The sequence below is a fragment of the Pseudobacillus sp. FSL P4-0506 genome, assembly GCF_038003025.1.
Lineage (GTDB): Bacteria > Bacillota > Bacilli > Bacillales > Domibacillaceae > Pseudobacillus.
In genome coordinates, this window is the sequence record NZ_JBBOOI010000001.1 from 1,517,501 (window position 1) to 1,530,052 (window position 12,552).

The 12,552-nt window shown below is 42.3% G+C and carries 15 protein-coding genes and 7 tRNA genes (1 of these 22 running past the window's edge); 18 read left to right on the plus strand and 4 right to left on the minus strand.

Annotation, left to right across the window (positions count from 1 at the left end):
* The 7 genes from MKZ02_RS07445 to MKZ02_RS07475 all read left to right on the plus strand — a co-directional run.
* A tRNA-Asp gene (locus tag MKZ02_RS07445) sits at positions 1–25 on the plus strand; it begins 52 nt to the left of the window's first position.
* 31 nt (positions 26–56) lie between these two features.
* Positions 57–129, plus strand: a tRNA-Phe gene (locus tag MKZ02_RS07450).
* A 12-nt stretch (positions 130–141) separates the two neighbouring features.
* Positions 142–215: transfer RNA gene (locus tag MKZ02_RS07455), tRNA-Gly, on the plus strand.
* A gap of 13 nt (positions 216–228) precedes the next feature.
* Positions 229–302, plus strand: a tRNA-Ile gene (locus tag MKZ02_RS07460).
* 6 nt (positions 303–308) lie between these two features.
* A tRNA-Asn gene (locus tag MKZ02_RS07465) sits at positions 309–383 on the plus strand.
* Between the two features lie 10 nt (positions 384–393).
* Positions 394–484 (plus strand) — tRNA-Ser (locus MKZ02_RS07470).
* A 3-nt stretch (positions 485–487) separates the two neighbouring features.
* Positions 488–559 (plus strand) — tRNA-Glu (locus MKZ02_RS07475).
* 92 nt (positions 560–651) lie between these two features.
* Here MKZ02_RS07475 and MKZ02_RS07480 read toward each other — a convergent pair.
* Positions 652–1,401: a TraR/DksA C4-type zinc finger protein gene (locus tag MKZ02_RS07480; RefSeq protein WP_340852770.1), complete on the minus strand. Its 750-nt coding sequence runs from the start codon at positions 1,399–1,401 to the stop codon at positions 652–654.
* Between the two features lie 250 nt (positions 1,402–1,651).
* On the opposite strand from MKZ02_RS07480, the gene MKZ02_RS07485 reads away from it, so the two are divergent.
* The 5 genes from MKZ02_RS07485 to MKZ02_RS07505 all read left to right on the plus strand — a co-directional run bounded on the left by MKZ02_RS07485 (position 1,652) and on the right by MKZ02_RS07505 (position 8,122).
* The gene (locus tag MKZ02_RS07485) at positions 1,652–3,070 is read left to right on the plus strand and encodes an isochorismate synthase (RefSeq protein ID WP_340852771.1); all 1,419 of its coding nucleotides are present in this window, start codon (positions 1,652–1,654) and stop codon (positions 3,068–3,070) included.
* Positions 3,063–4,826 carry a 2-succinyl-5-enolpyruvyl-6-hydroxy-3-cyclohexene-1-carboxylic-acid synthase gene (menD, locus tag MKZ02_RS07490; protein WP_340852772.1) on the plus strand — a complete coding sequence of 588 codons (1,764 nt, stop codon included), beginning with the start codon at positions 3,063–3,065 and terminating at the stop codon, positions 4,824–4,826. Before MKZ02_RS07485 ends, menD begins: the two co-directional genes overlap by 8 nt.
* On the plus strand, positions 4,817–5,626 hold the full coding sequence (gene menH, locus MKZ02_RS07495; protein WP_340852774.1) for a 2-succinyl-6-hydroxy-2,4-cyclohexadiene-1-carboxylate synthase: 810 nt from the start codon (positions 4,817–4,819) through the stop codon (positions 5,624–5,626). The genes menD and menH overlap by 10 nt, the downstream gene beginning before the upstream one ends.
* A 17-nt stretch (positions 5,627–5,643) precedes the next feature.
* On the plus strand, positions 5,644–6,462 hold the full coding sequence (gene menB / locus MKZ02_RS07500) for a 1,4-dihydroxy-2-naphthoyl-CoA synthase (protein ID WP_120033956.1): 819 nt from the start codon (positions 5,644–5,646) through the stop codon (positions 6,460–6,462).
* A 214-nt stretch (positions 6,463–6,676) separates the two neighbouring features.
* Positions 6,677–8,122 (plus strand): o-succinylbenzoate--CoA ligase, encoded by a 1,446-nt coding sequence (locus MKZ02_RS07505; RefSeq protein ID WP_120033954.1) that lies wholly within the window; start codon positions 6,677–6,679, stop codon positions 8,120–8,122.
* A gap of 106 nt (positions 8,123–8,228) precedes the next feature.
* Here MKZ02_RS07505 and yidD read toward each other — a convergent pair whose 3' ends face one another.
* The gene (gene yidD / locus MKZ02_RS07510) at positions 8,229–8,498 is read right to left on the minus strand and encodes a membrane protein insertion efficiency factor YidD (RefSeq protein WP_120033952.1); all 270 of its coding nucleotides are present in this window, start codon (positions 8,496–8,498) and stop codon (positions 8,229–8,231) included.
* A 13-nt stretch (positions 8,499–8,511) separates the two neighbouring features.
* Positions 8,512–8,676, minus strand: coding sequence for a YtzI protein (ytzI, locus tag MKZ02_RS07515; protein WP_120033950.1), 165 nt, complete (start codon positions 8,674–8,676; stop codon positions 8,512–8,514).
* Between the two features lie 126 nt (positions 8,677–8,802).
* Between ytzI and MKZ02_RS07520 the strand changes: the two genes are divergently transcribed.
* The gene (locus MKZ02_RS07520; protein ID WP_120033948.1) at positions 8,803–9,243 is read left to right on the plus strand and encodes a Dps family protein; all 441 of its coding nucleotides are present in this window, start codon (positions 8,803–8,805) and stop codon (positions 9,241–9,243) included.
* A gap of 244 nt (positions 9,244–9,487) precedes the next feature.
* On the opposite strand, the gene MKZ02_RS07525 is transcribed toward MKZ02_RS07520, so the two are convergent.
* The gene (locus MKZ02_RS07525) at positions 9,488–9,736 is read right to left on the minus strand and encodes a DUF6154 family protein (RefSeq protein ID WP_120033946.1); all 249 of its coding nucleotides are present in this window, start codon (positions 9,734–9,736) and stop codon (positions 9,488–9,490) included.
* 171 nt (positions 9,737–9,907) lie between these two features.
* On the opposite strand from MKZ02_RS07525, the gene MKZ02_RS07530 reads away from it, so the two are divergent.
* The 5 genes from MKZ02_RS07530 (at position 9,908) to MKZ02_RS07550 (ending at position 12,520) form a co-directional block, all read left to right on the plus strand.
* A complete protein-coding gene (locus MKZ02_RS07530; RefSeq protein ID WP_120033944.1) occupies positions 9,908–10,219 on the plus strand; it encodes a hydrolase in 312 nt (103 codons plus the stop codon).
* A gap of 113 nt (positions 10,220–10,332) precedes the next feature.
* Complete coding sequence (gene ytkD / locus MKZ02_RS07535; protein WP_120033942.1) at positions 10,333–10,809, plus strand: RNA deprotection pyrophosphohydrolase; 477 nt, start codon at positions 10,333–10,335, stop codon at positions 10,807–10,809.
* Positions 10,810–10,828: 19 nt separating this feature from the next.
* Positions 10,829–11,614, plus strand: coding sequence for an alpha/beta hydrolase family protein (locus MKZ02_RS07540; protein WP_340852782.1), 786 nt, complete (start codon positions 10,829–10,831; stop codon positions 11,612–11,614).
* A gap of 16 nt (positions 11,615–11,630) precedes the next feature.
* Positions 11,631–11,873, plus strand: coding sequence for a DUF2584 domain-containing protein (locus MKZ02_RS07545; protein ID WP_340852784.1), 243 nt, complete (start codon positions 11,631–11,633; stop codon positions 11,871–11,873).
* A 74-nt stretch (positions 11,874–11,947) separates the two neighbouring features.
* The gene (locus MKZ02_RS07550) at positions 11,948–12,520 is read left to right on the plus strand and encodes a TetR/AcrR family transcriptional regulator (protein ID WP_340852787.1); all 573 of its coding nucleotides are present in this window, start codon (positions 11,948–11,950) and stop codon (positions 12,518–12,520) included.
* Positions 12,521–12,552 lie beyond the last annotated feature (32 nt).

Below are 12,552 nucleotides of genomic sequence, written 5' to 3' on the forward strand. Positions count from 1 at the left end.
GGTTCGAGTCCCGTCCGGACCGCCATTTATACATAACAGTTGATCAAACATGTGATGGCTCAGTAGCTCAGTCGGTAGAGCAATGGACTGAAAATCCATGTGTCGGCGGTTCGATTCCGTCCTGAGCCACCTTTTGTTTTTGCGGGTGTAGTTTAATGGTAAAACCTCAGCCTTCCAAGCTGATGTCGTGGGTTCGATTCCCATCACCCGCTCCATTTCATTTTAAATGGGCCTGTAGCTCAGCTGGTTAGAGCGCACGCCTGATAAGCGTGAGGTCGATGGTTCAAGTCCATTCAGGCCCACTTCGTTCCGCAGTAGCTCAGTGGTAGAGCAATCGGCTGTTAACCGATCGGTCGCAAGTTCGAATCTTGCCTGCGGAGCCATATTTTTTATGGGGAAGTACTCAAGAGGCTGAAGAGGCGCCCCTGCTAAGGGTGTAGGTCGCGTAAGCGGCGCGAGGGTTCAAATCCCTCCTTCTCCGCCATAAGGCCCGTTGGTCAAGCGGTTAAGACACCGCCCTTTCACGGCGGTAACACGGGTTCGAATCCCGTACGGGTCATAAAAACTGTTTTCATTCGCTTGAAAACAGTTTTTTTATTGTAACGATCATGAAAAGAAAGCCATTTGACTACCTAGTCAAATGGCTTTCTTTTATTTTTTGTCCTCAATATAACTGTCTTTTTCTTTATAAGGAATGTTTCCTAGAGGAGATTCTATTTCCTCCTCATCCAACTCTTCCACATAGTGCTGTTCTTTTGAAGAACGATAAAATCCTTCATTTTCTCCTTCCGCATCCGTGGCCGTAAAGTTCTCGTACTCTTCTGTAAATCCTTCGGTAACCTCTTCGATATCTTCATATAAGGTGTTATAGTCCGTGTGTCCTCTAGTAAAGTCAGCCGGGGTTTCTGAGGTTCCGTAATTTGCTGCCTCCTGGAAGCTATCTTCATAATCTTTTATTTCCTTATCTCTATGCTGGAAGCGTCCATATATGCCCGGTTGAAGAATTTCTTCTTCTACAGGCCGGTCGTCTGCCGTTGTTTTTTCTGGTGTATGCTCTACGCAATAGAGTGTAGTTGGCACAGCTTGTAAACGTTCGAAAGGAATATCCTTTCCGCATTCCATACATTTTCCGTATTTATTATTGTCAATTGCTGCTAATGCGTTTTTCACTTTTTCTAATTCACTTTCATGATGATCACTCAGTGCCTGGTTTTTTCCACGCTCATATAATTCTGTTCCTATGTCTGCAGGGTGGTTATCATACATAGATAGTTCACCTGTTGTATCCCGTTCACTACCCGCTTCAGGATCTGTTCCTTCTCTGTCTTTATGGTGAGTAAGCTGTTCTTTTTGTGTAAGCAACTCATTTTTTAATGTTTGTATCTGTTCATTTGATATCATTGCCTTCACATCCTTCTATCTTCTAATAGGTACATTCCGAAGAAATATTTCTTCTATTTCTTATTTCCTTTCTTCTCTTAGTTGAAACATACAATGCAAGTAAGGAAAAATAAGGAAGAAACAACAGCTCTTTATTGGATGAACAGCAAATAAAGGGGGAATCATTGACAGGAAGAGTTCTAGAGGTGTATCTTTAAATAGGTTTGACTAGAATGAAATAATTGATTTAAGTGCAATGGAGGAGAGTTCATTGTCTACTATAAAAAGCCAGCCGATTAAAGAAGCTTTTATACAGTCGATTCATGAAAAGCAGCATAATAAGCAAACTGCTCTATTTAGTTATGTAGAAAAGATGAATTGGATGGATTCTTTACAATTTTATAAAAGCGGACGAGCACTTTATGCAGGAGAACGCTTTTTTTGGAAAGACCGCGATGGGGACGTTGAGATTGTCGGCTTAGGCAATATCTATACTATACGCAACGAAAAAACGGATCAATCACGTTATGCTGAGACAGAAGAAAAATGGAACGATATGATTAAATGTGCATTTATTCACAACTCTTTTGATGCATATGGGGTCGGTCCGGTTTTATTTGGTGGCTTTTCTTTTGATCCTAAGCAGAAACAAGAACAGGAATGGTCTAAATTTTCATCTGCTTTTTTTTATTTGCCAGAATACATGCTAACCGTATATGAAGGGGAATGTTACTTAACAACGAATGTCATTTGTCCTTCCGATGAACTAGACGAGCTCATTGATAAGCTGGAGTCTAAGAAGGACTGGCTGCTGGAACAGGCTTGTATAGAACAAGTGGAAGAGTCTAATAGGCCCTTCACTCATGTAGAAGAGAAGGACACCGAGCAATGGAAACGGGCGGTTCATAAAGCAGTCAAGCAGATTCGCTCGGATGATGAATTAAAAAAAGTCGTGCTTGCAAGAAAGATTATGGCTGTCTTTGATGAGGAGATTGCTCAAGATCGAGTATTGGAGCGGTTAATTGAGGAGCAGCCAGACAGCTTTATTTTTTCCTTGGAAGCGATGGAATCATGCTTTCTTGGAGCCTCCCCTGAAAGGTTAGTTCGCAAGCGAGATGAGAGAGCCTTGTCTACATGTCTTGCCGGCTCTATTAAAAGAGGGCAAACAGAGGAGGAGGACCAACACTTAGGAAATGAATTGCTGAACGATGAGAAAAATCGTATAGAACATGATTATGTTGTGCAAATGATTAAGAAAGAAATGGAAAGCTTGTGTTATACAGTAAATATTCCATCAACCCCTGGGCTGATGAAAGTCCGGGATATTCAGCACTTGTATACACCTGTTACCGGTTTTACGGAAGAAAGTCGTTCTATTTTGCAATTCGTCGAAAAGCTTCACCCTACGCCTGCGCTTGGCGGGCTTCCGAATGACAAGGCGCTCCCTGTTATCCGCCAGCTTGAGAAAATGGATAGAGGTTTTTATGCAGGACCTATTGGCTGGATGGATTACCGAAAAAACGGTGAATTTGCTGTTGCCATCCGATCAGGTTTATTAAGCAAGCAACAGGCCTTTTTATATGCTGGCTGTGGGATTGTAGCAGATTCAGAGCCAGAAAGCGAATTGGCGGAAACGCATATCAAATTTCGGCCTATGTTGCGAGCGTTAGGAGAAATGGCTGATGAGTAGTAATCGAAGAAATTTAACATTATATAATGCCCACTTTATTGATGGGCTTGTAAAAGCAGGAGTAGAAAGCGCCGTGATTAGTCCGGGTTCGCGGTCTACTCCTATGGCGCTTTTGTTAGCGGAGCATCCTCAAATAAAGGTTTACATTCAGATTGATGAACGCTCTGCTGCTTTTTTTGCTCTTGGATTAGCAAAAGCCTCTGGAAAGCCAACTGCTTTATTATGCACTTCTGGCACAGCAGCAGCTAATTACTTGCCCGCAGTAGCAGAAGCTAAAAATGCACGTATCCCTCTTATTGTGCTTACATCAGACCGGCCACATGAGTTAAGAGAGGTAGGAGCACCACAATCAATTGATCAAAATCGTTTATATGGAACCCATGCAAAGTGGTTTGCTGAGATGGCCCTTCCAGATGCAGAAGAGAGTATGCTTCGCTATGTACGTATGACTGCTGCAAAAGCGGTACATATGGCTAAGCAGTCGCCAGCAGGCCCTGTACATCTAAACTTTCCTTTTCGTGAACCACTTCTTCCAGAGTATGATGGTTTATTTGAACGATTGGAAACAAAAGCCTTACCGGCTGTTCATCTTAGCGAAGGAAAACGTATCCTCCCGCAGCAAGATATAGAAGCGATCGCTGCTATTTTGAAGGAAACTGAAAAAGGGATCATTGTTTGTGGAGAACAGCAGTCAGAAGGCTTTGAAAAAGCGGTAATTGAGCTGGCTGAAAAGCTGAACTATCCCATACTGGCAGATCCGCTGTCTGGTTTGCGAAGCGGCACGGCTCACTCGCGGGTCATTATAGACAGTTATGACGCTTTTCTAAGAAATGAGATAGTCAAGCAACAGGCGTCCTTTGATGTTGTTATCCGTTTCGGAGCAATGCCTGTCTCAAAAGCTCTTACCCAGTTTATCAACAGACATTCTGTCAAAATGCATTGTGTAGTGGACAGCGGTGGTGGCTGGAGAGATCCAATTGGCGCGGCTACCCACATGCTGGCTGCAGATGAGAGCGCTTTTTGTTCCGCCCTCTCCGCCTGCTTAAATGAACCGGTAAAATCAGATTCTTGGCTGCAAAGTTGGGTTCACATGAATCAAGCAGCGAGGGCAATAATGAGAAGTGTAGAGGAACACGAGGAACTCGATGAAGGGAAGCTATTTTATGAAATACTAAAGAAGCTTCCAAATGAATCGGCTTTATTTGTAGGCAATAGCATGCCAATTCGTGATCTTGATTCTTTCTTCTTTACAGATGAGCGGAGAATTCGTTTATTGGCCAACCGGGGAGCAAACGGCATCGATGGTTTAGTATCTAGCGCGCTTGGTGTGGCAGCTGTTGCTTCTCCACTTTATTTAATTTTAGGAGACCTGTCTCTCTTTCATGATTTAACCGGTTTATTGGCTGCAAAGCTAAATGGCATAAAAATGACAGTCATTGTTATTAATAATAATGGAGGCGGCATCTTTTCTTACTTGCCGCAAGCTGCTGAAGAAAAGCATTTTGAGCAATTATTTGGAACACCGGCTGATCTTGACTTTGTCCATGCAGCCAACCTGTATGGAGCTGGTTACGAAAAGGTGACAGACTTAGCTTCTCTTCACGAAAGTATGAAAAAAGCTGCAGCAGAAGAAGGGCTGTTCATTATCGAGGCAATAACCGATCGTGCAAAAAATGTAGTCGCTCACCGCGGATTATGGGAAAAGGTTTCCCAGGAAATGAACAAATTGACGGCGGGTGATGATTTTTGGAAATAATCATTCAAAAACGCCGTTATTATGTTGAAGTAAGCGGCGAAGGAGCTCCTTTGCTGCTCCTTCACGGATTTACTGGAAGTTCAGAAACATGGAAGGAAACGATAACTCATTTAAAAAGGGATTATACGTGCATCGCTGTCGATATTATTGGTCATGGAAAAAGCAGCTGCCCATTGGAGAAGGAAGCGTACAGCATTGAACTGGCAGCCGAGGATATGAAAGCGCTAATGAAGGAGCTTGGCCATCCCCGATTCCATGTTATGGGTTATTCTATGGGAGGGAGGCTGGCTCTAACGCTTGCTGTTCTTTTCCCGAAGTCTGTACAGTCTTTACTATTGGAGAGTGCTTCCCCTGGATTAAAAACGCCGGAGGAGCGCCAGGCACGGGAAAGATCAGATGAAGCGCTGGCAGAGAGAATTGAACGGGAGGGAATAGAGTCCTTCGTTGATTATTGGCAAAGGCTCCCTTTGTTCGCGACACAGAATAATTTGCCACAGTGGAAACAACAGGCTATTTATCAACAGCGCCTGAGAAACTCTGTCATTGGTCTTAGCAGGTCATTAAGAGGAATGGGAACCGGTTCACAGCCTTCCTGGTGGGAGGTTCTTCCGATGCTTTCTATGCCGGTGTTGCTTGTTACAGGAACAGAGGACGTAAAGTTTACAAAGATTGCCTCTGAAATGGCACAACTGCTTCCTTCGGCCATCTGGAAAGAAATAAAGGGAGCGGGACATGCGATTCATGTGGAAGATTCCGAGAAGTTTGGTACAATAATAAAGGAGTTTTTATCCCATACATAATAAGGAGGAAATGATATATGGCTATTAATTGGGTCAGTGAACGCGAATACGAAGATATTTTATACGAAACATACAATGGTATTGCGAAGGTAACGATTAATCGTCCTGAAGTGCATAACGCTTTTCGTCCTAAAACGGTAATGGAAATGATTGATGCTTTTGCTTATGCTCGAGATGATGAGAAAATTGGCGTCATTGTTTTAACAGGAGCCGGCGATAAAGCATTTTGTTCAGGCGGCGATCAAAAAGTGCGCGGACATGGCGGCTACGTAGGAGAAGACCAAATTCCTCGCTTGAATGTGTTGGATTTACAGCGTCTCATCCGTGTGATTCCAAAGCCGGTCGTTGCTATGGTAGCAGGTTATGCAATTGGTGGCGGACATGTTCTTCACGTTGTTTGTGATTTGACAATTGCAGCAGAAAACGCAGTATTCGGTCAAACAGGACCAAAAGTCGGCAGCTTTGATGCAGGATATGGCTCTGGTTATTTAGCTCGTATTGTCGGCCATAAAAAAGCACGTGAAATTTGGTATTTGTGCCGTCAATACAATGCCCAGGAAGCTCTTGACATGGGTCTTGTAAACACGGTTGTTCCACTTGACCAGCTTGAAGCAGAAACGGTGAAATGGTGTGAAGAAATGCTTGAAAAGAGCCCAACAGCTCTACGTTTCCTTAAAGCAGCTATGAACGCAGACACAGACGGTCTAGCTGGCCTTCAGCAGCTTGCTGGAGATGCGACACTTCTCTACTATACGACTGAGGAAGCAAAAGAAGGCAGAGACGCTTTTAAAGAAAAACGCAAGCCAGACTTTGGTCAATTCCCTAGATTTCCATAATGAAAATAAAAGCCATTTGTTCGTTCCTTAAAACAATTGCTTTCTGATTTCATTGAGGCAAGGTTCCTTATTCTTGGGAGACAAGAGGCAACAACTAGGTATATTAAAAGCGAATAATTATTTAAAACCCTCCGGCTGGCGGGTATATGTAAAAAGCTTGATGGGCAGCCATCAAGCTTTTTTGTCAGTCAGAGCGGAGCAGGAGGACTGAAGAATGGCCGACAGAGTACCCAATTGGTTAAAACAGCGGGCCTTTTTGACGCCTGATCGTCCAGCTCTGTTTTTTGAAGAAAGCACCTGGACATTTGCTCAGCTATATGAAAAGTCACTATGCTGGGCAGCTGAGTTAGAAAGAGAAGGGTTAAAAGCAGGCGTACGGGTTGGATTGCTCATACAAAACACGCCAGATGCCGTATGTGTCATCCATGCCCTCCAGCAGTTCGGCGCTGAAGCTGTTCTTTTAAATCATCGGTTAACAGCAGCTGAATTGATGTGGCAACTGGAAGATGCAGAAATAGCAGCTATTATTTATGATTCTATATATGAAAAAAAAGTCGAAAATTTGAAGGGCACCTTTGTTAGAAAAAGATTGTCTGACACTTTCGTTGCTCATCCATTTACGAGCAAGGAAGAATTTTCTCTTGAAGAGACCTGTTCCATTATGTATACATCTGGTACAACAGGGAAGCCGAAAGGGGTTCGGCAAACATATGGAAATCACTGGTGGAGTGCAACCGGCTCAGCTTTTAATTTAGGACTGCATGAGAATGACTGCTGGCTTTGTGCGGTGCCGATTTTTCATATAAGCGGCTATTCCATCTTAATGCGCAGTGTCCTTTACGGAATGCCTGTGCGTCTATATACGCATTTTGATGAGAAAGTAATTAATGAGGCGCTTAAGCGCGGCGAAGGAACTATTATTTCCGTGGTTTCAGCTATGTTGACTCGTCTTGTAGAAACACTGGAAGGAAGCTATCATCAAAATTTTCGTTGTATGCTTCTTGGTGGTGGACCGGCTCCAAAGCCGCTTCTCGAAGCTTGTGCGGAAAAGCGGATACCAGTCTTTCAAACGTATGGAATGACGGAAACTTCGTCGCAAATTGTCACGCTTCCTCCTGAGTATAGCTTGACAAAGCTAGGCTCAGCAGGAAAACCGTTGTTCCCATGCCAATTAAAAATTGATGCCCCTCCTTGCGCTGAGGGAGAAATCCTCGTTAAAGGTCCCAATGTGACGAAGGGCTATTTGAACAGGGAAGAGGCCAACCAAGCGGCTTTTATGAATGGATGGTTTCATACTGGAGACATTGGTTATATAGATGAAGATGGCTTTTTATTCGTGCTGGATCGCCGGTCTGATTTAATCATCTCTGGTGGAGAAAATGTTTATCCTGCAGAAATAGAATCTGTCCTGCTTCATCATCCGGCAATTAGAGAAGTAGGTGTTACCGGTGTGGCTGATAAGAGATGGGGAGAGGTTCCTGCGGCTTTTATCGTCGAAAGAGAATCGGTAACTGAAGAGGAGCTAAGACAGTTTTGTGAAGCACGTTTAGCGAAATATAAATGTCCGGCTTATTTTATTAAAGTGAACACATTACCGAGAAATGCTTCTAGGAAATTGCTGCGCCGACAATTAAAAGCTCAGTTTGAACATAAGAGCTGATGCCGAAAAATGATTCTTCTTATAAAAAAGATAATGCGAAAAGTCAGGCGTGTCTCTGCTTTTCGCATCATCTTTTTACTTTCAAAACGAGGCTATTCCATCATTTTCATTTGTTCGTCTCTTCTTTAAAGCTTTCTTTCTTTTTCTTGCGGTCCGCCCATGTTTCTGGAACAAGATCAAATCCGCCAGGATGAAAGGGATGACACTTTAAAATCCGAATAATTGTTAAGTATCCGCCCTTCCATGCACCAAACCGTTTGACAGCCTCCATTCCATAATGAGAGCATGTCGGATAGAAACGACAGGTTGGTGGTTTTAGTGGGGAAATCACTTTCTGATAAAATCGGATGATAAAGACAAGAAGTTGTTTCAGCATGAGACATCCGCCTTCATTTCGAATCTGATTCTTTTTTTTCGTCCTCCGGAGGCAAATGCGGGTTGTTTTCCAAGGGATCGACTGTATGTTTATACGAATAACCCTTATTCACTGTAAATACAGACAGCGCAATAACGATTCCAATTATAATAACAGAAACAATCATAATAATAACCAATTAACTTCCCTCCCAGGACTATCATATCATTTTTCTTCTTTGTCTGCAGAAAAGAATAGGGGTTTTAAAAGGCAAAAATAGTGGTAATAACTAAAGAGTAGGATAAATGACAGGAGGAATATAGTGATGTCTAACCAATTAATTGAAAGTGTCAACAAGCAAATTGCCAACTGGACAGTGATGTATACGAAATTACATAATTATCACTGGTTTGTAAAAGGCCAGCAATTCTTTGCTCTTCATGAAAAGTTCGAGGAATTTTACACAGAAGCAGGAGTTCATATTGATGAATTGGCTGAGCGTTTGCTTGCGCTTGAAGGAAAGCCAGTGGCTACGCTTAAAGAGTCATTACAAATGGCTTCTGTAAATGAAGCAGAAGGTGGAGAATCAGCAGAGCAAATGGTTCAATCTACAGTGAACGACTTTACAACAATGATTAATGAGTTGAAAGAAGCTATGGACCTTGCTGAAGAGGTGAACGATGAAACAACAGGCGATATGTTGCTTTCCATTCACCAATCACTTGAAAAGCATGTCTGGATGTTGAAGTCTTTCTTAGGAAAATAATTGTAAAAAGGATGCTTCCGTGGGGAGCATCCTTTTTAATGATCATCATAAGCAGCATCAACTAAATGGCAATAAAAGAATGCCCCCACCACTGGGAGCACTTGGTTTACTAATAAGTATTCGCTCGACTGCCATCTTATAGAGGCGCCGCTTTTTCTTCAACAAACGATACCAGTTCATGTATAGAGAAATCAATTTATTTGTCCTCCAAAGGTTCTTGCCATTGGAGAAATTTTTTATGTATTTAATGGTACATGCGCTTATCGCCAAGATTGTCTTCTATATCGTACATATCAAACTTTTGCTTTAACGCTTCAAATAGATAGAGGCGGAAAAAATAAGCTAGCTCCTCCTCGTTTAATTCTTTAATTATATTTAAAATTTCTTTTTGAGAGAGCTGTTCAAGTACAGCTAAGGTAATCATGTCTAAGTCTTCTTCTGTTCCCTGAAGTTTTCCGCGGTAAATTTCAAACAGTTCATCTACCAGTTTCAATTTGACCATCTCCTTTGTTTTAGTGTAGATGCGTTCTCTCTCCTGTCCCTTTATTAACATTTATACCCTAATTCAGCCGAATAAACCAATGAATAAGTACGAAGAGAAAATGATTCATTTCATTCATTTTTATAAATAGACAGGGAACGATAAGCAGAGGAGGTGTCTAACATGGAAGAAGAGAAAAATGAATATTATATTTCGCTTGCTAACGGGGAGATTATGAGGCAGCCAACAGTATCTCCCTGGAATTTTAAAATTTATGCAACAGATGTTGAAATTACAGAATTGAGAGAGCTATTTGATGCTAACTATACAACGGAATGGGCGAATTTTTTCCGAGCCCATATTCCTTACCGGGAATACCACAAAGACAAGGAAAACGACCAATATGATGAACATATGGAAAAGATTTATAAAATCATTTATAAACTTGGAGATGAAGAAGCAAAGCAGTATGTAAAAGAGGTGTGGGAAATGTAATAAGTAGGACTTTGTTCGCCCTGGAAGAGAAAAATAAGGTATAATAAATTCAAACTTGAGAAACTTTGCAAGCGGCTCTGTTTGTGAATGTGGAATGGAGACAGGGGGAGGGCATGGTTGAATTTATAGATAAAAATGGCTGCCGGGTGACGCTCGCTTTCGAGCGCGAGGCCTTTTCATTGCCTGCCCGGCATGTCATTGTTTTTTGTCGTTTCAAGCAAAAATGGCTACTGACACTCCATTCGAAGAGAGGGTTCGAATTTCCCGGAGGCAAGGTAGAAGAAGGGGAAACGATTGAAGAGGCAGCCAATAGAGAAGTGTTTGAAGAGACAGGAGCATTCATCGAAGAATTGCGGTTTGTGGGCGAGTATTTTGTGAGAAGGCCAAAAAATCCCTTTGTAAAGGCGATTTTTTTTGCGAAAATAAGGGAAATAGAAAAAAAAGACGACTATTTGGAGACAGCTGGTCCAGTTTTGTTTGGCCAAAACTTGCGTGTAGAAAGAATGGCTGAGTGTTTCAGCTTTTTAATGCAAGATGAAGTGGTTGAGAGGACATTGGATTTTTTGCTCGATAAACAATGGCTGAAATGAGAAGGAATGGGGTGATGAAATGGAAAGAATAATTGAAAGCTTTCGTTTCCCTTCCCCAAATCCGCATGTTATCCTATCGATGGTTACTTACTGGTCGGACGGATTAAAAGTCAAGGGGCTTCTGGCAGAACCAGCAACAGAAGGTACATATGACGGTTTTCTTTATTTGCGGGGCGGAATAAAAAATGTGGGGATGGTTCGCCCTGCCCGCATTGCTCAGTTTGCTTCTGAAGGTTTTATCGTTTTCGCTCCTTTTTATCGTGGCAATCGCGGTGGAGAAGGGAATGAAGATTTTGCTGGAGAAGATAGAGAAGACGCCTTTGCTGGTTTCGACCTGTTGGAATCCCATCCGCGTGTAACGAATCGGGTCCATATTTTTGGATTTTCTAGAGGTGGGGTCATGGCATTGCTCACTGCTCTTGAAAAGGAACAGGCTGCTTCGGTGGTAACATGGGGAGGAGTAGCTGATATGGTATTAACCTACCAGGAAAGAAAAGATTTACGCCGGATGATGAAAAGGGTCATTGGAGCGAGCCCTTATAAACAGGAAGAGCTATATAATTGGCGTACCCCACTTTATCAACTTGAGAGGCTAAAAGCGCCTGTCCTGATTATCCACGGATTAAAAGACAAAAATGTTTCACCTGAGCACGCATTTCGTTTAGAGGAGAGGCTGAAAGAAGTAGAACATCCGGCTGAAACATGGTATTTTGATCAATATGATCACTATTTCCCACCGGCAATTAACCGAAAGATTGTAGCTGATTTATGTGAATGGATGAAAAAACAAGATAAAAAAGAATAACAAGGAGGGGACTGGCATGGGGATGCCAATGGAACTAAATACAATGATTGTGACAAAGGGGAAGGAGCATAGAAAAGAAGAAAATTTATTTTCCTTGAAAAAAGAAGGATACCGCTTGTACCCTATAGATATTCCTATTCATGTTTATAAAACAAGAGACGGAGATATTACGGGCACAGCTATTATTGAAAAAATTGAATGGCAAAAAGATCATACAGAGGTTACATACAGGCTGATTTCCTTAAATTCAACAAACTAATAAACAGAGCGGCGGAAGCGATTTCAGCCGCTTTTTTATTATAGACTGTACAACTAGAAAGGAGATGAGGTCAGATGGCAAGAAAACGAGCATTCACGGAGGAAGAACTACTAGACGCAGCAGAGAAGCTCATCATTGAGCACGGCTATAATGGTTTTCACTTAAAAAGACTCGCCGAACATCTTGTTTCGGGTGCACGCAGTACAATATATCAATACTTCTCCAATCGTGAGGAGGTGGCGGCTGCCTGTATGAAACGAGCGATGGACCGAACAGTCAGCAGAGCATCCAGGGTAGACGAAAAAGAACCCATACCAGCCCTTCGCCAATTACTACGTATTTATATGGATGAAGCCGATCTTCACTTTATTCTCGGTGACATACGTAAAATCGATGTGTCGCAATCGAAGAAAGCAGAAGAGCTGGTGGGAGAAGTGATGGAGATGCATCAGGCATTGAGCTTACAACTGGAGCGGCTATTTAAGCAAGCGCAGCAGGAAGGGGACATTCGTGAAGATGTACCGTTTGCCATACTGGCGAGTTTATTTTTTCAGCTGATTAATACCCCAAATGTATTGGCATTGCCGATAGAGGAATGGGCTGATTATTTATTTGAAGTTTGGTATAGAGGGAGCGGATTAAATTGAAGCTCCTTTTTAAACAATTATATTTGACACAT